This window comes from Bacillus sp. T3, assembly GCF_033449965.1.
Taxonomy (GTDB): Bacteria; Bacillota; Bacilli; order Bacillales; family Cytobacillaceae; genus Bacillus_BU.
On record NZ_CP137761.1, the window covers coordinates 1,513,821 to 1,540,459 of the forward strand.

Genomic DNA, 26,639 nt, shown 5'->3' on the forward strand with positions numbered 1-26,639 from the left:
TGCCTATGGATGTGGAGGTAAAAAATAATAGTAAGCAAATTTACCTAAAGGACCATGAAGTGAAAGAACTTATTAAACGCAGTCAAACCGGTGATCAAACCGCACGAGATTTGATCGTGGAAAAGAATCTGAGGCTTGTATGGTCTGTTGTCCAGCGCTTTCTTAATCGCGGCTATGAACCAGATGATCTTTTTCAGATTGGCTGTATTGGACTGTTAAAGTCTGTTGATAAATTTGATTTAACGTATGATGTCAAATTCTCTACTTATGCTGTTCCGATGATTATCGGGGAGATCCAGAGGTTTATTCGTGATGATGGAACAGTTAAGGTCAGTCGATCATTAAAGGAATTGGGTAATAAAATTCGTAAGGCAAAAGATGAGCTTTCAAAAACATTAGGAAGAATTCCAACGGTCAGTGAGCTTTCGGATTACTTGGAAATTTCTCCGGAGGATGTCATCTTAGCTCAAGAAGCAAGTCGAACACCGACATCAATTCATGAAACGGTATTTGAAAATGATGGGGATCCCATTACGCTATTGGATCAAATCGATGATGGAAATGAAGAAAAGTGGTTCGATAAAATTGCCTTAAAAGAAGCGATCCTAGAGCTGGATGACCGAGAAAGATTGATTGTTTACTTACGATATTATAAGGATCAAACACAATCTGAGGTGGCATCACGGCTTGGAATTTCCCAGGTTCAAGTGTCACGCCTAGAAAAAAAGATCCTCCAGCAAATGAAAGACCGTATGGATATTTAATCCATGCGGTTTTTTTTGTTTATAACCCCATAATTTGGACTTCATGAAAAAAATTCATGAAACTCATACTACCAATAAGAAATTATTGTATTTGGGAAGTGAATGGGATGGAAAAAACAATCTACATTCGCATGCGAAATCGAAGTCAGGTTCGTAAGGAAGAGGTTATTCAATTAAAGGATCTTGCATTAATCATTGCTGAGGAGCGTGTTTACAACCATCTGCAAACGCTGGAGATTTACCAGGTGAAAAATGAAGATCGAAATATTGTCATTATTGATGCAATGACGATCATTCGAAACGTAACGAATGTTTTTCCAGAATTCGAGGTTCAAATGATTGGACCATCACAAACCATTGTGGAGGTTGTTTATAAAAGAAGGAAATCCTCAGTCCCTGCATTTTTGTCCATTTGGTTTTTATTATTTTTTGGAGCAGCACTCACGATTATGAATTTTCATGAGGATGTCAGTATGCAGATTGTCCAGCAAAAGCTGTATACGATGGTTACCTGGAAAAAGGAAGTCAAGCCACTTCTTTTTCAAATTCCCTATTCGTTTGGATTAGGACTTGGAATGGTCCTCTTTTTCAATCATTTTTTTCGAAAAAGAATCAACGAAGAGCCAAGTCCTTTAGAAGTAGAGATGTTCAATTACCAGCAGGATATCGATCAATATGTCATTATGCATGAGAACAAAGAAAGCATGAAGAGTATCGATGATTATTAAAATTATTTTTATGGCTTTTCTAAGTCTGGCTGGTGGCTTAGCTGTTGGAGCAGGTTTTGTCGCATTTCTAACTGTATTAGGAATTATTCCAAGACTGACCCAATTGTCAAAAACAATGAAAATGATTCATTGGTATGAATGGGCGATTGTTTTAGGTGCAGTTGTTGGTACTTTAGCTAGCCTTAGGGAACCTATGATGGGTCTCTCTCCTCTTTTTACGATCCCACTTGGATTAACCGAAGGAGTATTTGTAGGCATGCTCGCAGCAGGATTAACAGAGGTCCTCAATGTGTTTCCCATTTTAGCGAAACGGATAGGAATCGAGGATCGGATTCAAATTTTAATGATGGCCATCGTTTTAGGAAAAATATTCGGATCATTATTTCATTGGATTTATTTTGTGAATTAAAGAAGGGGAAGAAAAGATGAGCGAAAAACGACGGGTAATTATCATTACTGATGGTGATGACTACGCTAGAAAATCAGTCGAAGGAGTTGCAGCAGAGGTTGGTGGTCGCTGTATTACGATGTCCCATGGTAACCCGTCTGTTTTAAGTGGTTTAGAGTTAGTGAAGTTAATAAAAAAAGCACCATACGATCCCGTTTTTGTAATGTTTGATGATAGCGGCTATGTCGGAGAAGGAGCAGGTGAATTAGCATTAAAATATGTTGCTACTCACGAGGATATTGAAGTATTAGGCGTTATTGCTGTTGCTGCAAAGACGAGACAGGCAGAATGGACAAAAGTAGATGTATGTATTGATCGAGAAGGTGTTCTAACCCCCTATGGTGTAGATAAAAATGGAATACCAGAGCTTGATATTGGCCGATTAAATGGTGACACCGTGTATTGTCTTGACCAGTTGGATGTTCCAATTATTGTCGGGATTGGAGACGTTGGAAAAATGGCGCAACATGACCATTTCGAAAGAGGGTCTCCTATTACCAAAAAAGCGGTAGACATTATTTTAGAAAGGAGTGGATACTATGGCAACCGAAATATTGAAAAAGGATGAAGCAAAGAAACATGAAGATACAAAGCAGAAGACGCCAATTCCGGAGTCACTTGAGAAGATTGAGAAATACTTTAAAGACAAAATTGGATTAGGTGATAGCTTTGATTTAGGAGTTAGAAAGCTTAAGGTGATTAAAAAAGATGTCCATCTCTATTATGTCAATGGGTTATGTGATACTCAATATATCATCGAGATAATGGAACAAATCATTCGGATTAATGAACATGAAAAGTTATCAACGAATATGTTCCAAATTGTTGAAAATCATCTAGTTCATCAATCTGTAAAGCCGATTGAAACGTTAGATGAGATGGTTGACCAAGTCTTATCTGGGTTAATGGTTGTTGTGATAGAAGGAGCAAATCAGGCCTTAACGGTGGATGTGCGAAGTTATCCTGGTCGCCAGCCACAGGAGCCAGATACCGAAAAGGTTGTTCGCGGTTCCAGGGATGGCTTTGTTGAAAATATTGTTGTTAATACAGCATTAACGAGAAGAAGAATACGAGATGAACGGTTGCGCTTTGAAATTATAAAAGTGGGAGAACGATCAAAAACAGATATTGCTGTAGCATATATAAAGGATGTAGCCGATACGGATCTTGTTTCAATCATAAAAAAAGAAATCCAGGCCATTAAAATAGATGGTCTTACCATGGCGGATAAAGCGGTTGAAGAATTTTTACTTAAGCAAGGATATAATCCATATCCACTTGTACGGTATACAGAAAGAGCAGATGTCGCTGCAACCCATTTATTAGAAGGACATGTTCTTATATATGTTGATACTTCTCCAAGTGTCATGATTACTCCGACTACGTATTTTCATCATATGCAGCATGCAGAAGAATTCAGGCAATCGCCGGCAGTCGGAACATTTGTTAGGTGGGTGCGATTTCTCGGTGTCATTCTCTCGTTGTTTCTTTTGCCATTATGGTTTCTTTTTGTGCTAGAACCTCATCTGTTGCCGGATAAATTGGCGTTTATTGGACCAAATGAGCATACAAATATTCCGATTGTCGTTCAGCTATTTCTTGCCGATGTGGGGCTTGAATTTTTAAGGCTAGCCGCAATCCATACACCCACTCCACTTTCAACAGCGATGGGGTTAATTGCTGCTGTATTAATCGGTCAAATAGCGATCGATGTAGGTTTGTTTGTTCCGGAAGTTATCCTTTATGCATCTCTTGCAACAATTGGAACGTTTACGACTCCAAGTTATGAATTAAGCATTGCGAATAAAATTGGAAGACTAATGTTATTAGTAGCAGTTGCCATTTTTCATGCCCCAGGCTTTGTAATTGGAGCCACACTTTATTTTCTTTTCTTATCTAGAATTCGTTCCTTGAACACACCATATCTATGGCCGTTTCTGCCATTTAATCCAAAGGCAGCATGGCAAATCATCATTCGTACAAGCGTGCCAGGAGACAAAATTCGTCCAAGCATTGTCCATCCGAAGAACCGCCATAAGCAGCCAGCTAACTCTTAGAAAATGATTTGCAGATGACAGATAATTATGATAAAGTTGGTTTAATTAAAATAACCACAGAAATAGACAGTATCTCTTGTAGAAACTGTCTATTTACTTATAGAGTTAACTTGCAAAACGGAGGGAAAAGGATGTATTTTCATGGAACCACGAAAATAAATGATAAAGGTCATTTGGCAATTGGCGGAGTAGACACCATTGATTTAGCCGAAAGATTCGGAACACCATTATATGTGTATGATGTGGCTTTAATCCGGGATCGTGCCCGCGGTTTTATCAAAACCTTTGAATTGCTTAATGTACCAGCACAAGTTGCCTATGCAAGTAAAGCTTTTTCAACTGTTGCCATGGTTCAATTAGCAAAAGAAGAAGGTCTATCTCTTGACGTTGTCTCAGGTGGAGAATTATATACAGCACTTCGCGCAGAATTTCCTCCAGAGAAAATCCATTTTCACGGAAATAATAAAAGTGATGATGAAATAAAAATGGCACTGGATGCTAATATTGGATGCTTTGTCGTAGATAATTTTTATGAATTAGAACGTTTAGCAGAAATTTGCAGCGACAAAAAAGTGAAAGCAAATATTCTATTAAGGGTAACACCTGGGATTGAAGCGCACACGCACGATTATATTTTAACTGGCCAAGAGGATTCAAAATTTGGCTTTGATTTACAAAATGGCCAGGCAGAAGAAGCGCTAATAAAAGGCTTACAATCCGATTCGCTTGAAGTACTGGGCATTCATTGTCATATTGGTTCGCAAATTTTTGAAACAACAGGCTTTATTTTAGCAGCACAGAAAATCTTTGAAAAATTACATGCATGGAATCAAACTCATCAGTACATTCCAAAAGTATTAAACCTAGGCGGAGGCTTTGGAATCCGTTATACGAATGAGGACGAGCCAATTCAACCGCACCAATACGTTGAACAAATTATTGCAGAAGTCAAGGAACAAGCTGAAAAGTTTAACATGACAATGCCAGAAATTTGGATTGAACCAGGGAGATCATTAGTTGGGGATGCAGGAACAACACTTTATAAAGTGGGTTCTCGTAAGGAAGTTCCAAATGTACGAAATTACTTAGCTGTTGATGGCGGAATGAGTGATAATATTCGTCCTGCCCTTTATCAAGCAAAATATGAAGCCGTATTAGCCAATCGTCCGTTAGCAGAAGCGGAGGAGACTGTTAGTATTGCAGGTAAGTGCTGTGAGTCAGGAGATATGCTTATTTGGGATTTGCCACTGCCAAAGGCTGGTGATCAGGATCTATTAGCTGTATTTTGCACAGGAGCGTATGGATATTCGATGGCAAATAACTATAATCGTATTCCACGTCCACCAGTTGTTTTTGTTGAAAATGAAGAAGCGACACTTGTTGTGAAAAGAGAGTCTTATGAGGATCTTGTAAGACTAGATTTACCTTTAAACGCTAAGGTAAGAATCTAACTTTAACAGTCTGATTAGTTATTTTCACTCTTTACAAAATATGTACGCAAGAGTATGATAATCAACAGTTTCATATTTCTAAGCCGCTTAATCCAAAAGGAACGGGGAACCCAATTTGTGAGTACTTGTGCTCACTTGGGGTGAATCATTAAAAGAGGAACTAGAGTTTCCTTGATAATGACGGGCTACTCTTTGGCCCGAATCCGACAGCTAACCTCGTAAGCGTTATGAGAGAGGAAGGTGACAACTGTTGAGACATTGTTTAAATATGTCCACAGGGGTATGTTTCATGCTACTGTGGACTTTTTTTGTTTAAATCATCAACTCCTTTATTGGGAAAGCTAATTTTAAAAATAGTTGATGGTGGGTGCAAAAATGTTTACTTCATTAAAAAGGCTTATTATTGGTCGGCCGTTAAAATCACATCAGCTTGGTGAGCAAAAGCTTAACAAGCTTAAAGCGCTGGCTATATTGTCTTCTGATGCTCTCTCATCAGTGGCGTATGGGACAGAGCAAATCCTTCTTGTATTAGTTACAGTGAGTACCGTTGCTTTTTGGTATTCATTACCGATTGCAGTTGGAGTGCTATTTCTTTTAACAGCCCTTATTTTATCGTATCGACAAATAATATTTTCATATCCTCACGGAGGTGGGGCTTATGTCGTATCAAAGGAAAATATTGGAGTAAATGCAGGCTTGATTGCAGGTGGCTCTTTACTAGTCGATTATATTTTGACGGTGGCGGTTAGTGTTTCGGCTGGAACGGATGCTATTACATCAGCGTTTCCAAGCTTACATGATCATACAGTTATTATTGCCATTATTTTAGTTATTTTTATTACCATTTTAAATTTACGAGGGGTAACAGAATCCGCCTCGGTTCTAGCGTATCCCGTCTATTTATTTGTCTTTGCTTTGATATTGACCATTGGTATAGGGGGATATAAGATTGCGACCTGACAGGTATCACCAGATTTACATGCGCCGATTGGTGCCCCTGTAGCTGGGATAACCCTATTTCTGTTGATCAGAGCTTTTGCGTCTGGTTGCTCTGCCTTAACAGGTGTTGAAGCGATATCCAATGCGATCCCGAATTTTAAGGATCCCGCTCCTAACAATGCAGCTAAAACATTAATTCTAATGGGCTCCCTCCTTGCGGTGCTATTCACTGGAATCACTTGCTTGGCTTATTACTATGGGATTACACCATCTCCTACAGAGACGGTTGTATCGCAAATTGCTGCCCAAACCTTTGGGCGGAATGTAATGTATTATTTTATCCAAGGAACAACAGCCCTTATCTTGGTATTAGCAGCCAATACAGGATACTCGGCGTTTCCGTTATTGGCGTATAGTTTATCGAAGGATAAATATTTGCCGAGAATGTTCACTAGTCGTGGAGATCGGTTAGGGTATTCGAATGGCATTATCACACTAGCTATTAGCTCCATCTTGCTCATTATTGCTTTTAAAGGACAAACAGAACAATTGATTCCATTGTATGCTGTCGGTGTTTTTATTCCGTTTACATTATCTCAATCTGGGATGATCCTTAAATGGTTCAGGGAAAAGCCGAAGGGCTGGATTGGTAAATTTATCATCAACTTTATCGGTGCATTAATTAGTTTTATCGTTATGATGATCTTTTTTATTACGAAATTTGCTCAGGTTTGGTCTGTTCTTATCTTTTTACCAATCATTGTTTATTGTTTCCATCAAATCAATAAGCATTTTGAATCCGTAGGGGAACAATTAAGACTAAAAGCAGGAGAAGAACCGATTAAGATTGAAGGCAATGTTATTATTGTCCCTGTTGCAGGGATCACACAAGTGGTTGAAAACTCGATTAGCTATGCAAAATCATTAACAGATCAGGTCATTGCAGTTTATGTTTCTTTTGACAGAGAAGATGAAAAATTGTTTGAACAAAAATGGAAAAACTGGCAGCCGGATGTCAGATTGGTTACTCTACATTCACATTATCGCAGTATTATTCAGCCGTTAACTAAATTTATTGACACTGTTGAGCATAAGGCAGCAGAATCAAACTATTGGGTTACAGTATTAATACCGCAGTTTATTCCGAAAAAAAGCTGGCACAACATTTTGCATAATCAATCAAGTCTGTTAATACGAGCTTATTTGTTATACAAACGTAAGGTTGTTATCGCTACCGTTCCCTATCATTTTATGAAATAGTTATTTATATTTTAAACAACGTGATGGGGAACCAAGGCTTTTTTATGTAAAAAAGCAAAGATTTATCCATGACATACAACTTTCAAAATTTTTCCAATTAATAAATGGAATAACGAATTTTTTTCGTGTAGAATAAAGTTTAAGAAATTTTGATTGAAGAAAAGCATTGAATTTTGTATGATGATAACAATGATGTTCGTTTGCAACAAATATCAATGATTACATATAATGACAACGTAATGGAAGTTTGTCGTTACTTGTATTATGGTCTGGACATGTTTATATATTAATGAGGGATACAGTATGTTAATTCGTTATAAAAAAACATTTGAGAAAATTGCAATGGGTCTATTGTCATTCATGCCAGCTGAGAAGGATTTGAAAAAGTTACAGCAGACAATGAAACAGTATGAGTTGGATGAACAGTGGCAGCTTTTCCTTTGGAAAGAAGAAGACATTATTGGGTTGATTGGAATTTTCAATGAACAGAATTGTTTGGTCATTCAGCACATTTCAGTAAACCCATCCCACCGACACCATGGTATCGGAAAAGAAATGGTGTCAGCTTTAATGGAAATGTATCCTGGAAAAGGGATATTGCCAAATGAAACGACAGCACCATTCATCGAAAAATGTAAACAGTGCTGATATAGTGAAGGCAGGAGCTAAACTAAATTCCTGCCTTCTTTTTTATTCCGATTAAGTATGGCCTTTTCCCGCTCCTGAAAAACTTCAGTACGATCTCTGAGCGTATGACGATGCAGAAGCTCACGTTTTGCAAAATCACTACTTTTACCCCACATGAATCCTTTTTCAGTCGAAATGTCCTGGCATTGTTTTAAAAGGCTCTTATCCACTATTGGTAGATTAAAGCTAGAGTAAGGTACGTCAGATTGAATCTCTAGTAGGCGATTTGATAAAAATGAAAGCATTTGGACCATATCGATCCCAAGCTCAACAGAACAATGTTTATTATCCTGGAAAATGGAAATAGCTTTTGCTAATGTTTTAAAAGCCCCGTTCAAATTGTTTCGGCGATAATGGTAATTGGATACTGCAACTAATATAAGGCCAACCCATATAGAGGTTTTCCCCTCGTTAGCCAGTTCTTTCCAATATTCCTCTAAAATTTCATGACATTCGAAATAGTCTCGGTCACCATGAAAGTGAACTAAAAATTGTATATAAGGTTCTGGATACATATTTTCTCTCCCATTCTAGAATAAAAACAGTTTAGCATAAACCTTCGTTTAGATGAAAATAAGAGGACCCAGCTTTGGGCTGGGTCTGCATGTTTTTTAATGGATGGTGCATTGTCATACACTTATTATTAGAACCAGGAAGCACCAACAATAATTAATAAAATAAACAGAACGACGATTAAAGCAAAACCTCCGCCATAACGATAGCCATCTGACATAGTAATTCCTCCTCATTTCGAGTTTATGCTGATTACAATCCCATCATATGTAGCATATTTAGAAGGTGTTTGGGCGTTTGTCATTAATTTGTTAACAAAAATCTAAAGCTTTAATTTTCTATTGGATAAAGAATCAGCATCCTCTATACTAGAAATAGTGTTTTTGTGTTGTTATGAAGAAGTTTAATTGAAAGAGACCTTGGTGATTGAAATGCAATATAATGTTAAGATTGATGCCTTTGAAGGGCCACTTGATCTACTGCTTCATCTTATTAATCGGTTAGAGATCGATATTTATGATATACCCGTCTCGGAAATTACAGAACAGTACCTACTGTATATTCACACAATGAAAGAACTGCAATTAGATGTGGCAAGTGAATTTTTAGTCATGGCCGCGACATTGCTTGCTATTAAGAGCAAGATGCTCCTGCCGAAACATGAGGAAGAGCTGCATGATGAAGAGTATGAAATGGAGATGGAAGAGGATCCTCGCGATGAATTAGTCGAAAGACTGATTGAATATCGTAAGTTTAAAGAGGCTGCTCAAGATTTAAAATACTTAGAGGAAGAGCGGAGCTTAATTTTTACGAAAGCTCCAAGTGATCTATCTGAAATTGCAAGTACGGTTAAGCCGGAAACGAAGGATCTAAATGTATCTTTATACGATATGCTCGGGGCTTTTCAAAAGTTATTGAGAAGGAAAAAATTGCAAAAGCCTTTACCGACTAAAATTACAAAACAAGAAATACCGATTCAAACAAGGATGAATGAAATACTATCTGAACTCAAAACATTTACAGGCCGTAAGAGCTTTTTTGATCTTTTTCCCTATCGTGAACGAGGGCATATAGTGGTTACATTTTTGGCCATATTAGAATTGATGAAGCGCAAAGAAATTCACGTGGAGCAGGAAAAGAACTTTTCTGATATATTTGTTTCTGCGACGGTGGAGGAGTGAAGTTGATTGGATAAAAACAAGATGAAGGGAATTGTTGAAAGTCTTCTATTTGCAGCAGGTGATGAAGGGCTCACTGCGAAGCAATTGGCTGAAGTGCTCGAGGTAATGGAACCAGAAGCACTTGGGCTTTTAGAGGAAATGAAACATGAATACAACAAAGATAAAAAAAGAGGCATATCCGTTATTCAGCTCGCTGGAACATTTCAGTTAGCAACAAAAAAGTCCAACGCTGAGTACTTAAAAAAACTGGTCGAAGCACCTGGTACAAGCCATCTTTCACAAGCTGCACTTGAAACTTTAGCAATTATTGCCTATAAGCAGCCGATAACACGGATTGAAATTGAGGAGATCCGTGGAGTTAAAACAGAACGTCCACTGCAAACCTTAGTTGCAAAGGCATTAATCAAAGAAGTTGGGAGAGCAGAAGGAACCTGGTCGGGCTATACTTTATGGCACAACGAAAGAGTTTTTGGATTATTTCGGTTTACGAAACATAAAAGAATTACCACCACTTCCAGACAAGTTTGAGGAAGAATTTGTACAAGAGGAAGCTGATTTATTTTTCGAAAAATTCCAAGAAGCCATTGATTCGTAACTTTTCTGACACATTTTATTTTTGAGTATGGTAAAATAAGATTATAATTTAATTATTTTTGCCAAAAGTTTCAAAAATTTAATTGCTACTGTGTATTCGTTCGGAGGAGGGAGCAATTTGCTTGTAAAACAATGCAAAGGCTATGAGTTGGAAAAAGAAAAATCGAATACTTCTGAAGATTTCTTCAATCGAAGTGAAGTGGTATATGTTGAAAATGGGAAAGAAAAAACGTTGCATGTTTTATATGTTCGTTATTTCGATGAGCAAATCAGTGAATTTACTCCATATAACAATAATCCCATTTTTAGTACTGGTTCACGCGATATTAGCTTTAAAGATATTGTTGCGCTTGCTTGTTTATTAAGAAATCCTGACCTACATCAACGAAAGCGAATTTACATAAATACCTTAAGGGAGTTTGCTTCGTATTTTGAAGGAATCGACTTTGAAAAATTGCCTGAGATTTTTCAAGCTTTAGAAGTAAAACAAGGATATGAAATACAATCTCCGTTTGAATTTATTGTTCAATCATAATAGCAAACAACTTAATGGGGGGAAACTTGGATGGGAAATACGATAGTGAAAGCTCAAATTGAAGATGTAAAGTACTTTCTAACAAAGTCAGGTACGGAGCTAGAGGAATTTTTAAACGAAAATACTCTTACAGGTTTATTAGAGCAAAAACCTGGTAATCCAGTATATTATAAACTTTTATTATCAACAATCAGAAAGCTGTTGGTATATTGTGAAGAAAGCTTAGACTCTTGTAATGTGATTTTACATACTGAGACCTTTCCAAAAGCAGCAGCTGAAAAAACATTGTACCGAATCTATCACCAGTGTATAGAAGAGTTCTTTTCACCAAAGAGTGATGTTTGGTTTGAGGATAGTCGCTCTGCTTATACCTGGAAGAATTCAATCAAGCTACGCCATGAGGCTCCTGAAAGCATGACAAAGCTACTTGCAGGACTCGAAAGTGAGTTCCAAAGAGTGCGTGAAGAGCTTCAGTATTATGAAACAGATTACCGTACAAAAATGATGCAATCAAAATAACGATTGAAGGGTGGCCAAAGGGTCACTCTTTTTTTGTTTCGATATTGGTTTTTAAGATTTTATGCTTTTCATTGTCATTTCTTCTTTTGTCATTCATACGTTTAATATGATGGTAAACAATGGGAGGTAGACAATGACAAAGTTTGAGAACTATGTAAAAGATGTAATGGGCTGGAATCGGCAGTTAATGAATTATTTAGAATCTGAACAAATTGAAAAGGATGAAGTCATTTGGCAAAAGCTTGATCGATTTACGAAGGTTTTGGAGGGATTGGATGGTACACCAACTGATCAACAGCTGTTAAACATTCAAGAACAAGTCGAAATGCTTAATGAAGAAATGGAACATTATTTTGCAGAGAGGCAGCAATTAGGGAATGTTTGGATGAAGGAGCCTGCCGTACCTCTCGGAGGACACTCATTGCCACCATTACCATATGGTTATGATGCACTTGAACCAATTATTTCTAAGGAAATAATGGAGCTCCATCATGATAAGCATCATCAATCTTATGTTGATGGACTAAATAAGGCTGAAAAAATGTTAAAAAAAGCGCGGGAGTCACATGATTTTTCATTAGTTAAGCATTGGTCAAGAGAGTTGTCGTTTCATGGTTCCGGGCACTATTTACACACTATATTTTGGAATAATATGAAACCGGCGGGTGGAGGACAGCCAACAGGAAAACTATTAGCCAAGATTCAATCCTATTTTGGCAGCTTTGATGCCTTTAAAAAACATTTCTCAGAGGCAGCTAAAGAGGTAGAAGGCGGTGGGTGGGCACTATTAGTTTGGTCACCAAGGTCACGCCATTTAGAGGTGTTGCAAGCTGAAAAACATAATAATCTTACCCAATGGGATACGATTCCACTGCTTGTCCTTGATGTTTGGGAGCATGCTTATTATTTACAGTATAAAAATAATCGTGCTGATTATATAAAAAATTGGTGGTCGATTGTGAATTGGAAGGACGTTGAGAAACGATTTGAAGAGGCCATCCAATTAAAATGGCGGCCTTATTAATAGAATAGAAGAACTCAAGCACACATTGAACTGCCCCCTGTCAAGTAGACAGTGGAAATAATAAAAATGATTTAAGCGGCTTTAGCTCTATATTCCATAGGGCTAAGGCCGTTTAATCGTTTTTGGTATCTCTCATGATTATAGAAATGGATGTATTCATCTATCGCAAGAGAAAGTTCCTCAAATGTTTTATATTTATGTAAATAATACTTCTCACATTTCAGTGTTCCCCAAAAAGATTCCATTGGTCCATTATCAATACAGCGACCAACTCGTGACATACTTTGTATCATCTTAGCCGCATCTATCTTACGTTTAAATCCTTTGGAGGTGTATTGGAAACCACGGTCACTATGGATAAGTGGATGTTCCCCAATTAATAGAACTTTAGCTTGGTCAAGCGTCTTAAATACAAGTTGATTGTTATTGGAATGTCCTAGAACATAACTTACTATTGATCCATCACAAAGATCACGAATCGCACTTAAATAGGCCTTCTTTGAATGGCCATACTTAAATTCTGTAACATCCGTAACCCATTTTTGATTTGGTTTTTCCGCAGTAAATTCCAGGTTTAGTATATTTTCTGCTACATGTTGTGGTGTAGAGCGTTTATATTGTTTTTTCTTGATTCGAATAACAGAGCGTAAGTCAGCCACTTTCATTAGCCGATAGATTCTTTTATGATTCAGTTTCTCATTAAACTTTCTATTCATGTGAAGCATCATTTGGCGATAACCGAAGGTGCCATCAACTTTTTCGTGGAGAATTTTCATTTCTTTGATAATTTCTTCATTTTGTATTGCTCTTGGAGAAGGAGGATGATTAAGCCATTTATAGTATGCGGATCGTGCTATTCCCGCGATTTCACAAAGTAAACTAATACTTAAAGTCTCTTTCTTGTTAAGCTCCTGAATGGCGATATACTTATCCTCAAATCGGATTTGACTTATTTTCGCCTCCTTTCGATCTCCTCTAACTTTTTTAAGAATAAATTCTCTGCACGTAACCGTTCATTTTCTCTTTCTAACTTTTTCATCTGAAGTTGGAAAAGCTCTACTGGAGTTAGTTCTGTTTCTTCTTTCTTCCTTCCGCGCTTATCTTTAAGTGCTTCATCGCCACCAGCTTCATACTTTTTAACCCACAGATACACTTGTTGATAAGAGACCTCGTAAGTCTCAGACGTGTATTGATAATCTTTTCCGTTCCCTAAGCAATCAAGCACAATTTGTACTCGTTCATCCCAAGTAGTTTTTCTCCCTTTAGTCATAGAGCTCGTCCTTCCTTGTGACGTATCTTTTATTTCACTATGACTATTATACTTTCTAATCCATTTTCTGAGGACAGAGGAATCTGATATATCATACATTCTAGCTACTTCACGAATAGAATATTTACCAGACAAACAATCTTTAATCGCGGCCAGCTTTAATTCTTTTGAATACTTTTTCCAGGTAGTGGACTCCTTTAGACCTTCCAATCCATATTTATCATACTTGTGTTTCCATTCCATAATTGTTGTAGGGTACACGTTGTATATTGACCCTAATTCATTCATTGAACAATGCTCTTCTAAAGCCATTACTATCTCGTATTTCTCTTCTGCAGAGTAAGATCTTTTCGACATAAAAAAACTCCCCTATAAATAGCCAGATTTTTATTTTTTAATCTGTCTACCTAAAGGGGAGCATATCACATCTTGTGTGCTTTTTTGATTCTTAAAAGGAGAGTTTAGCCAAATGACTACTGAAAATTGCAGTGGCACAATATGAGGAAAGCACTTAGGTTCTTGTCATAATGACTTATCCAGTGCATACACTTGTACAAACCCTAAAAGGAGACGAGGTTTCCCAGATGAAAAGGATTTCTAAATTTATACTCTTTTTCTTTATGATTTCTACCATTGCAATATATATGACCCCTGTGGCTGAAGCCTCTGGATCAGTAAGTGCAAAAAGCGCAGTTATAATTGAGCAAAGTTCTGGTCGGATTTTGTATCAAAAGAATGCTTTCGAAGTTAGCAGGATTGCCAGTATTACCAAAATTATGACGGCTATCTTAGCGATAGAATCAGGGAAAATGAATGATATGGTGAAGGTAAGTGAACGGGCAGTACGAACTGAAGGATCCTCAATATATTTAAAACCTGGCGAGAAGATTAAACTCGAGGATCTTGTATATGGTTTAATGCTTAGGTCTGGTAATGATGCAGCTGTTGCGATTGCTGAACATGTTGGTGGGAGTTTAGAGGGGTTTGTATTTTTAATGAACAAAAAAGCAGAGCAAATCGGCATGACTAAAACACTTTTTGCAAACCCTCATGGCTTAGATGATTCAAAAGATCATTACTCCACTGCCTATGATATGGCGATTCTAACGAAATACGCGATGATGAATCCTACATATGGCAAGATTTCGGGTACGAAGGTTCATCGTGCAGCAAATCCAAATGAAAAATGGGACAGGGTGTGGAGAAACAAAAATCGATTGCTTACTGAAAAATATAAATACACCACTGGCGGTAAAACTGGCTATACTAAAATGGCAAAAAGAACACTTGTAACGACGGCAACAAAAGGGGATTTAGATCTTATTGCCGTTACGTTAAACGCAAGTGATGATTGGAATGATCACATTTGGATGTACGAGAATGCATTTAAGAACTATGATTTAACCGAAATCATAAGTCCTGGGATGATTAAATCAATAAAAAATAAGGTTTATAAAAAGAAGGTTTACGTAAAATCTGCAGTAGAATACCCATTAACTACAAATGAAGAAAGTGAAATTCGAGTCCAGTATAAAATGATTAAGCCAAAGGCTGGATGGAGTAATCAACAGAATATTCCTAATGTAGTTGGTCAGGCAATTGTTTATTTAGGGGATAAAGAGATCGAACAAATTCCAATCTATTATCGAAATAAACAAGAAAAGGAAGAGTCATTTTGGGATCAATTTAAAAGTGTATTACAGATGATTGCAGGTGCAAATTCCAATGGTTAATTACATTTGGGTTGGAATGACTGTCATTGGACTTCTATTTGCTCTAGTCAATGGAACAATGAATGAAGTTAATGAAGCAATATTTAATGGGGCTAAAGAAGCAGTTACACTCTGTATAGGATTAATTAGTATCCTCGTTTTCTGGTTAGGAATGATGCGGATTGCCGAAGAGTCGGGTCTCCTTGCAAAGTTAGCAAAATTATTCAGACCACTTATTGTCCGATTATTTCCAGAGGTACCGCCAAATCACCCTGCGATGGGATATATTTTATCAAATATGATGGCGAATATGTTTGGGCTAGGAAATGCAGCAACCCCACTTGGAATTAAAGCAATGGAGCAATTAAAAACCTTAAACGGTAACAAAAGTAATGCAAGTCGCTCGATGATCACTTTTCTTGCGATTAATACTGCCAGTATTACGATAATTCCAACAACAGTTATTGCAATAAGAATGAATTATCATTCGGATTCACCAACCGAAATTGTCGGACCAACATTAATCACGACCTTGCTTTCTGCAATTGCTGCCATTATTATCGACCGCTATTTCTACTTACGAAGAAGTCGAAAAGGAAGAGAATAACATGGAAATGATTTCGTTGATTTCTCTCTGGCTCATTCCTCTTTTAATTGGGACAATATTAATATATGGAACGATTAAAAAAATCCCTACCTATGAGACGTTTGTTGAAGGTGGAAAAGAAGGGATTAAAATTGCGGTTTCCATCATTCCTTATTTAGTAGGAATGCTAGTGGCTATTTCAATTTTTCGCGCTTCCAGGTGCACTTGATTATTTGATGAGGCTAATAGGTCCTTGGGTTAAAGCAATTGGCGTGCCCCAAGAAATTATTCCGCTCGCAATCATTCGACCTATTTCAGGGACCGCGGCGTTAGGGATGACAAGCGATCTAATCGCAACCTATGGACCTGATTCCTTTGTGGGACGGTTGGCCTCTGTCTTGCAGGGAAGCACAGATACAACCTTTTATGTATTAACTGTCTATTTTGGCGCGGTAGGAGTTAAAAAAATGGGCGATGCCCTTAAAGTTGGTCTATGGGCAGACTTAGTAGGAATCATCATCTCGATTGTCGTTGTAGCCCTAGTCTTTGGGATGAACAACTAATATTATGTTAGTCTTGGCCATCGCCAGGTCTAGATTAGTCTGAGCTAATCAAATATATGTTATTGAACGGACACAGAGGTCCTTATTTTGATAAAATAACCTTTTTGCTGTCCTTAAGAGGACACAGGATACCCTATTCATATAAAAAACACTGAATCATCCCAAATAATGATCAGATAGCGAACCTGATGTCCTCTTAGCCTAACAAAACAGCACTTTTTGTGAAATTAACGGAACAGATGTCCGCTACCTAAAAGTTTTTCTATGTGAAGCTCAATATTGAATTTACCCACTCTGTTGATTGGAGTGGAAGGCGCGAAGACTCCTGCGGGAGCAGTGGGACAGGTGAGACCCCGCAGGAGCAATAGCGACGAGGAGGCTCACCGCCCGCCCGCGGAAAGCGAAGCGCCTGGAACGGAAATCAACAGACCCCCATTAACGTTCCAAATAAAATCTCAATTTTCATTGATTTTTGTTGCAGTCTCAAACTCACATGCTATGTGGGTTCTTTTTTTGGTTTTTTAATAGTTCCTATTGTTGTTTTCGACAAGGATAAACATATTTTCTTTTTCTTCTACAGAAAAAAGCTTGCTTACTTTGAAATTTGACGAACTTATGTCATAATTCATAAGAATAGAATCGATTTTTTAGGATATCGATTTAAATATTATTTGAGGTGGCATTTCATGGAACGCTTGCAAAAAGTTATTGCCCATGCAGGAATTGCATCTAGGAGAAAGGCAGAACAAATCATCTTAGATGGAAAAGTAACTGTAAATGGAAAAGTAGTAAAAGAGCTCGGCGTAAAGGTCACAAGCAACGACCGTGTCGAGGTCGAAGGGATCCCGCTTGAAAGGGAAGTTCCTGTCTATTATCTTTTCTATAAACCAAGAGGAGTTATCTCCAGTGTATCTGATGACAAAGGTAGAAAGGTTGTTACAGATTATCTGCCTGAGATCAAGCAAAGAGTCTACCCAATTGGCCGTCTTGATTATGATACATCTGGCTTATTACTATTAACGAACGATGGGGAATTTGCAAATTTACTTATGCATCCTAGCAATGAAATTGATAAGGTTTATGTAGCGAAAACAAAGGGTATTCCTACCAAGGAAAACCTTAAAAAGTTGCAAAAAGGGATTGTCCTTGAGGATGGTAAAACGGCACCAGCTAAGGTGAAAATGCTTTCTTTTGATAAAAAGAAGCAGACTTCAGTGATAGAAATTTCCATTCATGAAGGGAGGAATCGACAGGTAAGAAGAATGCTAGAAGCGATTGGCTGTCCTGTTATGAAATTAAAGCGAGAGCAGTATGGATTTTTAACTTTAGCAGGTCTCTCAGCCGGTGACCTTCGAGAACTTACACCACATGAAGTCAAGCAAATTAGAGTTATGGCAACAAAATAAAAATTCACAAAAATGTCACAAATGCCATTTCGTTAGCACTGTACTTATGTTGTAAAGTGCTATAATTTAGAGAATGTTGTTATAATTTAGAAAATATTGCTTTTGTACGAAAAAGGGGGAGTACAGATGAAAAAGCAGCGGTTGGTTATTCGAACAGTAATCTTGCTTGTCTTGGGAGCGGCGATTGCTTACACATTATATGCGAATTTTACTAAAGACGATGATAAAACAGTCGAAATTGGTAAACAGGCTCCTGACTTTGCCTTGGTTGATCTAAAGGGTGAAAAGCATCAACTTTCAGATTACAGAGGTCAGGGTGTGTTCTTGAATTTCTGGGGAACATGGTGTAAGCCGTGTGAAAAAGAAATGCCCTACATAAATAATCAATATCTTCAATTTAAAGATCAGGGTGTTCAAGTACTTTCCGTTAATGTTGGGGAGTCAAATTTGGCGGTACAGAAATTTGCCGATCAATTCAAACTTGAATTTCCAATTGTCATTGATAAAGATGGTCAGGTTATGAATGCATATAATGTGGATCCGCTGCCAGTTACATTTCTTATTGACAAAGATGGGAATGTTGTTAAAACGTATACTGGGGAGTTAACGGAAGCAATGGTCAAGGATTTTATGGAAAAGATTAAACCGTAAAATGTGGGGAGAAATTAACATGAATGAAGTAAAGTGCGAATGTGGTCACGTCAATCCGCACGGTACCATTCTTTGTGAAGCATGTGGGAAGGTACTTGTGGAAGAGGAGAATAATGAATTAATAGTAGATATGCGCTATGAGGGAAGCGCGCGGCGTTCACAGACGTATAACAAAACCATCATTGATAAAATTTGGAACTTTTTTTCTTCAGTTAAAGTTGGTATTTGGATCATCGTCCTAACCTTAATTGCATCAGGTATTGGAACGATTTTTCCGCAAGAAATGTATATTCCGCCAAATTTGCCAGCAGCTGAATATTACGAAGACCAGTACGGTATCCTTGGAAAGTGGTACTATTTATTAGGTTTTCACAATCTGTTTAGTTCATGGTGGTATCTATTACTCATTGCATCTCTTGGTGTTTCATTGGTTATCTGCAGTCTTGATCGTGTAGTACCACTGTACAGAGCCTTAAAAACACAACGAGTTACGCGTAATGAAGGTTTTTTAAAACGTCAACGACTGTTTGGTACAAGCAAATTCGATCCAAATGAACAAACTTTAGAAAAGATTCAGGAAAACTTGAGGAAAAAACGATATCGCGTACGTGAGGAAGCTGGGAATATTCTTGCTGAAAAAGGCCGGCTTTCAAGATGGGGTCCATATGTTAATCATGTAGGGCTAATCATTTTCTTAATCGGGGGTATGTTAAGATTTGTCCCGGGAATGTATATCGACAAAGTGTTATGGGTTCGTGAAGGTGAAACAAAGGTTATTCCGGAAACAGATGGTCAATATTATTTGAAAAATAATAAATTCATTAAGGAAACCTATGAAAAAGGAAAAGAAGATGAAGTGTTCAACGCAGCGATTGATAAGAGTGCAGGGATGGCCAAAAACTTTCAATCCAATGTTACGCTTTATAAAAAACAAGATAGCAGTGTAGCTGGTGAAAACCATGAGTTAAAAAAGGTGAAAGATTACCAGATTCGTGTTAATCATCCGTTAAAATTCGAAAAATTCGCACTCTATCAGGTCGACTTTAAAATGGGTGAATTAAACAAAATGTCGTTTAAATTAACCAATAAAGCGACCAATGCGGAATTTGGTAACATAACTATTGATTTGTATAATCCGAAACAGACCTATGATCTTGGGAATGGGTACGAAGTTGAAGTTCTTAGCTATTTTCCTGATTTTGAGTTTGGAGAGAATGGGGATCCAACGACGAAATCAAGAATTCCAAATAATCCTGCATTCGTATTTAACATGAAAACACCTGATAAACCGGAGGGTGAAACAAGCTTTGTTGCAATTAGGCAAACGATTGAACCATTTGGTGATAATGAATACAAAATGAAGTTTAATGGAATTGAAACAAAAAATGTATCAGCGCTAACAGTTCGTAAAGACTTAACCATTTGGGTTCTTATTCTAGGTGGTCTTGTTTTCATGATCGGTGTTGTTCAAGGTGCATATTGGAATCACCGTCGCATTTGGTTACAAAGGATTAACGGTGAGATTTGGGTAGCTGCCCATACAAATAAAAACTGGTTCGGGCTAAAACGTGAAATTGGATCAATCCTAAAAGATACCGGGATTAATGAACCAAAGGATCAATCAGAAAAAGAACAAGAAAAATAAGGATGGAGAACAAAGGATAAGGGGGAAAGATTTGTGGTTAATGCAAGTGCAAATCTGCTTTTTGCTGCATTTATTTTATATTTAGTAGCCACAGTATTTTTTGGGGGTTCAATTAAGCAAAAAAAGGGGTCAAATCAGCAGGAAAAACCAAATAATTGGGCGAAAATAGGTATTGTGATTACAATCATTGGTTTTGTGGCTCAATTAGGATATTTTATACTTAGATGGATTGCAGGCGGGCATGCTCCTGTTAGCAACCTATTTGAATTTACAACATTCTTTGGAATGGCGTTAGTGGGAGCCTTTATCGTTATTTATTTTGTCTATAAGACTCCACTATTAGGGTTATTTACTTTACCTGTTGCACTTTTATTAATTGCCTACGCAAGTATGTTTTCGCGTGAAATAACACCATTAATACCATCTTTACAAAGTAACTGGCTCCATATCCATGTTACAACTGCAGCGCTTGGTCAAGCCATATTAGCGATAAGCTTTGCTGCAGGAGTTATTTATTTAGTCAAATCGGTTGATCAATCAAAAAGAAGTAAAAGCACTTTCTGGCTGGAAGTTGTCCTATATGGAATGGTAAGCACAGTTGGTTTTGTGGTGGTTTCGTCAGTTTTTGGCGTACTTGACTATGAAGCGAGCTTTACTTGGGTCGATAAAAATGATGCCCCAGCTGAGATTACCTATGAAATCCCTGCGCTTACGGGACCTCATAAAGGCGAGTTGGTTACAAAGGACGCATTTGAGCCATTGGTAGAAATGCCTGCAATAATCAACGCCAAAAAATTAAATACGGTAATTTGGTCTTTAGGTGTTGGACTAATCCTTTATGGTCTCATTCGGTTAATCTTGAGAAACGAATTTCTGCTGCTTTGCAGCCGTTAACTAAAAATATTAATCTTGATTTAGTTGACGAAATTGGTTATCGCTCTGTTCTTGTTGGATTCCCTGTATTTACGCTTGGAGCCTTAGTATTTGCGATGATTTGGGCTCAAATCGCATGGACAAGATTTTGGGGTTGGGACCCGAAGGAAGTATGGGCGCTTATTACCTGGCTGTTTTATGCTGCGTTCTTACATTTACGATTATCAAAAGGTTGGCACGGAGAAAAATCTGCATGGCTAGCTGTAGTTGGTTTCTTTATTATTATGTTTAATCTGATTGTCGTAAATCTAGTTATTGCTGGATTACATTCCTATGCGTAATCTTAATCATTACAATTGATGCTTAGAGTAGATTCTAACAATCGCAATATCAAACTTCTTAAGGACGATCAGCTCGGGATGTTGTATGCTTAGAATCTGCTCTTTTTGTTACATAATAGGCTTTAAATTTTTACGGTTGTTTAATTATTAGTAGTTTGACAAACAATAAACATAACTATTCTATTCATAAAAGATCCTTATTGCACAATTTGGAAATTATTGTGTTCACAATAATGTAAGAAAATTCACAGTAAATTCGACACCTATTCTGTAAAATATCTGCGAGGGGGACTAAATTCATGGACAAAGACGTAAAGATTTTAGTAGTTGATGATGAAGAAAGAATTCGCCGCTTATTAAAAATGTACCTAGAGCGGGAAGAATACATAATTGATGAAGCCGAGGATGGTAATGAAGCCCTCGCTAAAGCAATTGCAAATGACTATGATGTTATTCTGCTTGATTTAATGATGCCAGGTAAAGACGGGATTGAAGTATGTCGTGAGCTACGTGACAAAAAGTCAACTCCTGTTATCATGCTGACAGCAAAAGGTGAAGAAGTTAACAGAGTTCAAGGGTTTGAAGTTGGAACGGATGATTATATCGTCAAGCCATTTAGCCCTCGCGAGGTTGTTCTACGTGTTAAGGCCTTATTGCGGCGTTCATCTCAAACAAGTTATTTGCAAACTGAAACTACAACAAAAGATGTAATCGTTTTTCCTCATTTAACCATTGATAATGATGCCCATCGTGTAACTGCAGATGGCAAAGAAGTCAGTTTGACTCCTAAGGAATATGAATTGTTGTATTTTCTTGCAAAATCACCAGATAAAGTATTCGACCGTGAGCAATTGTTAAAAGAAGTATGGCATTATGAATTTTTTGGAGACTTACGAACAGTTGACACCCATGTAAAACGACTTCGCGAAAAGTTAAATAAAGTTTCAGAACAAGCTGCGAGAATGATTGTAACAGTATGGGGAGTTGGCTATAAGTTCGAGGTCATCAATGAATGATGTTCTGGCGTAGTGTAGTCGGTAAACTGTGGTTTACTATTCTTTTCCTTGTTTCATTTGTATTGTTCATTCTCACAGTGATGCAGCTTGAATTCTTTGATAATTATCATATAGACCAAACCAAAAACGGGTTGGAAAAGACTGCGATTCAAATTTCAAATATTTTGGAGAAACATGATGAGATTGGTCAGGAACTAGGTCTGGATATTGCTATGGAATTAGTGGATAAGAACTCAAGTGCAGTCGTCATCTACGATGCAAACCATTATTACTACTCTCCAAATACGGAGCCTTCTGATAAACTGTCGATATCATTTATTTTGAAGGACAAAGATTTTTCAAAAGTGTTTAACGAGGAAACCATCGTTAAACAAATTTCGTCAGTAGAAAATAATTCAAAGAGTAATGTGGATGGCTCACAAATACTAGTAATAGGTGTTCCTTTTCTAACTAAAACTGGAGAGAACGGCGCTGTTTTCATTTATCAACCATTAGAAGTAATGCAAGAGACTACTCAGACAACAACGAAATTTATTTTGTTGGCTGCAGGAGTTGCAATCATTTTAACAACGATCTTTGCTTTCTTCTTATCTACACGAATTACAGCTCCACTCAGAAAAATGCGTGAAGCAGCATTCGAGGTAGCTAGGGGAAAGTTTGATACAAAGGTACCAATCCTTTCTCACGATGAAATTGGTGAGTTAGCTACAGCTTTTAATCAGATGGGTAGACAATTAAAGTTTAATATGAATGCCCTAAGCCAAGAAAAAGAGCAGCTAGCTAGTATTTTAAGCAGTATGGCCGACGGGGTTATAACCTTTAATCGGGATGGGACTATTCTTATTACCAATCCTCCTGCAGAACTGTTTTTGCAGAATTGGTATTATGATCAAAATGAATCAAGTTCCAATATTGAAGCCGTGCCATCAGAGGTAATGGAGTTATTTCAATTGGCAGTTAATACCGAGCAAGAACAGATTGGAGAGGTTTCCGTCCAAGGACTTTCTTGGGTTATTATTGTCAGTCCGTTATATAACAATAAATTCATCCGTGGAGCCGTGGCGGTTATCCGTGATATGACAGAGGAAAGAAGACTTGATAAGCTCCGTCAGGATTTTATTGCCAATGTTTCTCATGAACTTAGGACACCGATATCAATGATGCAGGGTTACAGTGAAGCAATCGTAGATGATATTGCGGGGACAGATGAAGAAAAGAAAGATTTTGCAAGAGTCATTTATGATGAATCATTAAGAATGGGGAGACTGGTTAATGAATTGTTAGACCTTGCGAGAATGGAAGCAGGTCATATTCAATTAAGTGTTGAACCGATAGAATTTCAACCATATATTAATAGAATCATTCGGAAGTTCCAAGGGTTAGCAAAAGAAAAAGGTATCACCTTAAACGTTGAAATGAAAAATGAGGCGGAACTGATTATGATTGATCCAGATCGGTTTGAACAGGTGTTAACCAATTTAATTGATAACGGTATTCGACATACCCCCAGCGGTGGCACCGTTTCTGTAATGGAGAAAAGTGATGAACGTGGCCATTTTGTTGAAGTTATTGATACAGGATCCGGAATACCTGATGAGGATATCCCTTTTGTTTTTGAGCGTTTTTACAAGGCTGATAAGGCAAGAACAAGAGGTCGCTCTGGTACGGGCTTAGGATTAGCCATTGCTAAGAATATTATTAATGCCCATAAGGGTCAAATAACCGTTCAGAGTAAGCAAGGACGTGGAACGACATTTTCAGTTTTTCTCCCGCGAAATAATGATTAACTTGAGGTTTTATGCCGATTGTTCTTGATACACGAGAAACAATTCATGAAATAATATGAACCTATCCTAATTGGGATAGGTTTTTTTAGTGGATTTTTAAGGGGAAATGTCGAAAAATTTCTTCCATTTTTTTTATTAACACCCTATAGTAAAGGATGAAACTTTTTATCATTATTTGCCGACTAATAAAATGAACGGGGAGGGAAGTATTGAATGGACTCCGTTTTTGTAGATTTATATACAAAATATCATCATGATGTGTTCCAGTTTCTTTTTTACATGGTAAGAAGTCGTGAACAGGCAGAGGATCTTGTTCAGGAGGTTTATATAAGGGTTTATAAATCCTATCATCGGTTTGAAGGCAAAAGCAGTGAAAAAACCTGGCTTTTTTCGATTGCTCGGAATGTAGCCATTGATCATTTCCGTAAGCAAAAGGGCTGGAAACAGAGAATAATTGAAACGTTTGAAGGTACTACATTTCAACTAAAGGATGAGCATCCCATTCCTGAGGAAATAGCTTTGCAAAAGGAGGAGCTTCAACTTATGTACCGTTGTCTTGATCTTTGTACAATCGATCAACGAATGGTCTTAGTGATGCGCTATATTCATGATCTCTCGATTGCTGAAACAGCCAAAGTTTTAAATTGGTCAGAAGGAAAAGTAAAAACGACGCAGCATCGTGCCTTAAAAGCATTGAAAAAATATATGGTAGATGTAGAAGTAAAGGAGGGATTCGTGCGTGAATAAGTCCAATTGGAATGAAGAACAACTTAAAGAGCTTTTACGTACGATGCCAAAAATAAAGGACAATCGAAATCCCGAATACATCTATGAACATATATCGAAAAAGCGAAATAAGCGAAAAGAAAAAGGAACCTGGTTGGTGCCAGGATTTGCAAGTTTAGTTGCGATTATTCTATTTGTTTTATTCAACGCAAATTTTGTTAAATATGAAGATAAACGTGAAAATGAATTAAGCCTACAATCAAATGCAACCGACGACCACGCTGAAGTAAGCATGAAAACGGAACAGATATCCCCAGAACGAGCTGAACAGACTACTCAGAATGAACCAGCCAATAAAACCAATCTATCTGAGCAAACGACGAAGTCAACAGAACAATTTGAATTGATGACGGCAAGTGAAACACCTAAAACAGCGGTATATTCAGACGATCTTCAAGGCAAAGAGGTCATTACTTATGGGCTATCTGTTAAAAATAAAGATAATATTGTTCCGGTCAGTTTGATCGTCAATAAAGAGCAATCAAAAAGCTGGTTTGATCAGTATCTGGAAAACATGCCGAGAATAACGGAGGAAACGTGGGGGGGAAGTGAGTATTATCCCTTAAATGGAACACTATCGTTTGACCTAGAACAAAAAGCAATTAATCTAGATTTGCCGATTGACCATCAATACGGCGTAACAGAGTCAGAAGGATCCCGACTTTTTAATTCTTTAATAACAGCGTTTCGTGGGCGAAGTGATGTAGACAAAATTACCTTCTCAACGGCACATCATCCAGGTGTCTCTTTTGAGAAAAAAATAGTAAAACAAATTGATCTTACGTCAGAGCGAATAAACCGCAAGCCATATTTTCTCCTCTATCAAGAAAAGAATGCACAACCGCTATTTGTACCAGCGAATGAATCGGCTACAACGATTGATGATGCATTAACAATGATGCAAAATGAGGTCCCAATACAAGGGTTAGCCCCATCTATACCAAAGGAATTACGATTTGAAAAAATTTCTATAGCCAACGGTTATTTAACAGTATATATAAGTAATCGAACTGATGTTCCGCAGTCAGCTGAAATGAATTATGCGATTGAAGCCATATTATTGTCTGCAAAGGAATTTGGATTTTCGACGGTCGAATTCAAACATGCAAAAACTGAAAAGGTTGGATCGTTCCCATTTAATAAGCCGATAGAGGTACCAATCGCAGCAAATAAATATGAAATGGAGTAACTAGAGGTTGGCTTTAGCCAATCTCTTTTTGTATTTTACATGCATAAAAAAACAATTCTCCTCCAAATAATAACAAGGTGTTTAAAAAAGTAAGTTCATTGAACACTAGAGGCA

22 protein-coding genes, 5 pseudogenes and 1 riboswitch are annotated in these 26,639 nt (G+C 37.5%); of the genes and pseudogenes, 24 read left to right on the forward strand and 3 right to left on the reverse strand.

The window, feature by feature from the left end; genetic code table 11:
• Positions 1–5: 5 nt before the first annotated feature.
• The 8 genes and pseudogenes from sigF to RGF10_RS07840 all read left to right on the forward strand — a co-directional run bounded on the left by sigF (position 6) and on the right by RGF10_RS07840 (position 8,295).
• Positions 6–764, forward strand: a complete 759-nt coding sequence (gene sigF, locus RGF10_RS07805; protein WP_318508517.1) for an RNA polymerase sporulation sigma factor SigF — start codon at positions 6–8, stop codon at positions 762–764.
• A gap of 107 nt (positions 765–871) precedes the next feature.
• The gene (locus RGF10_RS07810; protein WP_318508518.1) at positions 872–1,492 is read left to right on the forward strand and encodes a stage V sporulation protein AA; all 621 of its coding nucleotides are present in this window, start codon (positions 872–874) and stop codon (positions 1,490–1,492) included.
• Positions 1,482–1,901, forward strand: a complete 420-nt coding sequence (locus tag RGF10_RS07815) for a stage V sporulation protein AB (RefSeq protein ID WP_318508519.1) — start codon at positions 1,482–1,484, stop codon at positions 1,899–1,901. The genes RGF10_RS07810 and RGF10_RS07815 overlap by 11 nt, the downstream gene beginning before the upstream one ends.
• 16 nt (positions 1,902–1,917) lie before the next feature.
• Positions 1,918–2,508 carry a stage V sporulation protein SpoVABEA gene (locus tag RGF10_RS07820; RefSeq protein WP_318508520.1) on the forward strand — a complete coding sequence of 197 codons (591 nt, stop codon included), beginning with the start codon at positions 1,918–1,920 and terminating at the stop codon, positions 2,506–2,508.
• Positions 2,480–3,997: a spore germination protein gene (locus tag RGF10_RS07825; protein WP_318508521.1), complete on the forward strand. Its 1,518-nt coding sequence runs from the start codon at positions 2,480–2,482 to the stop codon at positions 3,995–3,997. The genes RGF10_RS07820 and RGF10_RS07825 overlap by 29 nt, the downstream gene beginning before the upstream one ends.
• A 131-nt stretch (positions 3,998–4,128) precedes the next feature.
• Positions 4,129–5,448, forward strand: a complete 1,320-nt coding sequence (gene lysA / locus RGF10_RS07830; protein WP_318508522.1) for a diaminopimelate decarboxylase — start codon at positions 4,129–4,131, stop codon at positions 5,446–5,448.
• Positions 5,449–5,522: 74 nt separating this feature from the next.
• Positions 5,523–5,689, forward strand: a riboswitch (cyclic di-AMP (ydaO/yuaA leader).
• A 134-nt stretch (positions 5,690–5,823) separates the two neighbouring features.
• A pseudogene (locus RGF10_RS07835) lies at positions 5,824–7,647 on the forward strand (APC family permease).
• A gap of 303 nt (positions 7,648–7,950) precedes the next feature.
• Positions 7,951–8,295 (forward strand): GNAT family N-acetyltransferase, encoded by a 345-nt coding sequence (locus RGF10_RS07840; protein WP_318508523.1) that lies wholly within the window; start codon positions 7,951–7,953, stop codon positions 8,293–8,295.
• Positions 8,296–8,312: 17 nt separating this feature from the next.
• On the opposite strand, the gene RGF10_RS07845 is transcribed toward RGF10_RS07840, so the two are convergent.
• Both RGF10_RS07845 and RGF10_RS07850 read right to left on the reverse strand, forming a co-directional pair.
• Positions 8,313–8,849: a DUF309 domain-containing protein gene (locus RGF10_RS07845; protein ID WP_318508524.1), complete on the reverse strand. Its 537-nt coding sequence runs from the start codon at positions 8,847–8,849 to the stop codon at positions 8,313–8,315.
• A gap of 128 nt (positions 8,850–8,977) precedes the next feature.
• Positions 8,978–9,058, reverse strand: a pseudogene (locus RGF10_RS07850) (YjcZ family sporulation protein); the annotation flags it as partial.
• A 220-nt stretch (positions 9,059–9,278) separates the two neighbouring features.
• On the opposite strand from RGF10_RS07850, the gene RGF10_RS07855 reads away from it, so the two are divergent.
• The 5 genes and pseudogenes from RGF10_RS07855 to RGF10_RS07875 all read left to right on the forward strand — a co-directional run bounded on the left by RGF10_RS07855 (position 9,279) and on the right by RGF10_RS07875 (position 12,700).
• Entirely contained in the window at positions 9,279–10,028 is a 750-nt protein-coding gene (locus RGF10_RS07855) for a segregation/condensation protein A (RefSeq protein ID WP_318509368.1), read from the forward strand.
• Positions 10,029–10,049: 21 nt separating this feature from the next.
• Positions 10,050–10,623 (forward strand): annotated as a pseudogene (gene scpB, locus RGF10_RS07860) (SMC-Scp complex subunit ScpB).
• Positions 10,624–10,740: 117 nt separating this feature from the next.
• Positions 10,741–11,157 (forward strand): hypothetical protein, encoded by a 417-nt coding sequence (locus tag RGF10_RS07865; protein WP_318508525.1) that lies wholly within the window; start codon positions 10,741–10,743, stop codon positions 11,155–11,157.
• A gap of 30 nt (positions 11,158–11,187) precedes the next feature.
• Complete coding sequence (locus RGF10_RS07870) at positions 11,188–11,676, forward strand: YpuI family protein (protein ID WP_318508526.1); 489 nt, start codon at positions 11,188–11,190, stop codon at positions 11,674–11,676.
• Between the two features lie 133 nt (positions 11,677–11,809).
• On the forward strand, positions 11,810–12,700 hold the full coding sequence (locus tag RGF10_RS07875) for a superoxide dismutase (protein WP_318508527.1): 891 nt from the start codon (positions 11,810–11,812) through the stop codon (positions 12,698–12,700).
• 71 nt (positions 12,701–12,771) lie between these two features.
• On the opposite strand, the gene RGF10_RS07880 is transcribed toward RGF10_RS07875, so the two are convergent.
• Positions 12,772–14,327 (reverse strand): IS3 family transposase gene (locus RGF10_RS07880; RefSeq protein WP_318508528.1). Its coding sequence is split into 2 segments (ribosomal slippage): positions 12,772–13,688 and positions 13,688–14,327, totalling 1,557 coding nucleotides; the frame shifts between segments, so codons are not numbered across the junction.
• 227 nt (positions 14,328–14,554) lie between these two features.
• Between RGF10_RS07880 and RGF10_RS07885 the strand changes: the two genes are divergently transcribed.
• The 11 genes and pseudogenes from RGF10_RS07885 (at position 14,555) to RGF10_RS07935 (ending at position 26,525) form a co-directional block, all read left to right on the forward strand.
• Complete coding sequence (locus tag RGF10_RS07885) at positions 14,555–15,703, forward strand: D-alanyl-D-alanine carboxypeptidase family protein (protein ID WP_318508529.1); 1,149 nt, start codon at positions 14,555–14,557, stop codon at positions 15,701–15,703.
• Positions 15,696–16,289 (forward strand): nucleoside recognition domain-containing protein, encoded by a 594-nt coding sequence (locus RGF10_RS07890; protein WP_318508530.1) that lies wholly within the window; start codon positions 15,696–15,698, stop codon positions 16,287–16,289. Before RGF10_RS07885 ends, RGF10_RS07890 begins: the two co-directional genes overlap by 8 nt.
• Position 16,290: 1 nt before the next feature.
• A pseudogene (locus tag RGF10_RS07895) lies at positions 16,291–16,831 on the forward strand (spore maturation protein).
• A gap of 686 nt (positions 16,832–17,517) precedes the next feature.
• A complete protein-coding gene (locus tag RGF10_RS07900; RefSeq protein ID WP_318508531.1) occupies positions 17,518–18,237 on the forward strand; it encodes a pseudouridine synthase in 720 nt (239 codons plus the stop codon).
• A 126-nt stretch (positions 18,238–18,363) separates the two neighbouring features.
• The gene (gene resA / locus RGF10_RS07905; protein ID WP_318508532.1) at positions 18,364–18,888 is read left to right on the forward strand and encodes a thiol-disulfide oxidoreductase ResA; all 525 of its coding nucleotides are present in this window, start codon (positions 18,364–18,366) and stop codon (positions 18,886–18,888) included.
• 19 nt (positions 18,889–18,907) lie between these two features.
• Entirely contained in the window at positions 18,908–20,533 is a 1,626-nt protein-coding gene (locus RGF10_RS07910; RefSeq protein WP_318508533.1) for a cytochrome c biogenesis protein ResB, read from the forward strand.
• Positions 20,534–20,566: 33 nt separating this feature from the next.
• Positions 20,567–21,747: pseudogene (gene ccsB, locus RGF10_RS07915) on the forward strand (c-type cytochrome biogenesis protein CcsB).
• 299 nt (positions 21,748–22,046) lie between these two features.
• Positions 22,047–22,763 carry a response regulator gene (locus RGF10_RS07920; RefSeq protein ID WP_147533830.1) on the forward strand — a complete coding sequence of 239 codons (717 nt, stop codon included), beginning with the start codon at positions 22,047–22,049 and terminating at the stop codon, positions 22,761–22,763.
• A complete protein-coding gene (locus RGF10_RS07925; protein ID WP_318508534.1) occupies positions 22,760–24,550 on the forward strand; it encodes an ATP-binding protein in 1,791 nt (596 codons plus the stop codon). Before RGF10_RS07920 ends, RGF10_RS07925 begins: the two co-directional genes overlap by 4 nt.
• Before the next feature lie 213 nt (positions 24,551–24,763).
• Positions 24,764–25,297, forward strand: a complete 534-nt coding sequence (gene sigX / locus RGF10_RS07930; RefSeq protein ID WP_318508535.1) for an RNA polymerase sigma factor SigX — start codon at positions 24,764–24,766, stop codon at positions 25,295–25,297.
• The gene (locus RGF10_RS07935; RefSeq protein WP_318508536.1) at positions 25,290–26,525 is read left to right on the forward strand and encodes a hypothetical protein; all 1,236 of its coding nucleotides are present in this window, start codon (positions 25,290–25,292) and stop codon (positions 26,523–26,525) included. The genes sigX and RGF10_RS07935 overlap by 8 nt, the downstream gene beginning before the upstream one ends.
• Positions 26,526–26,639: the final 114 nt, after the last annotated feature.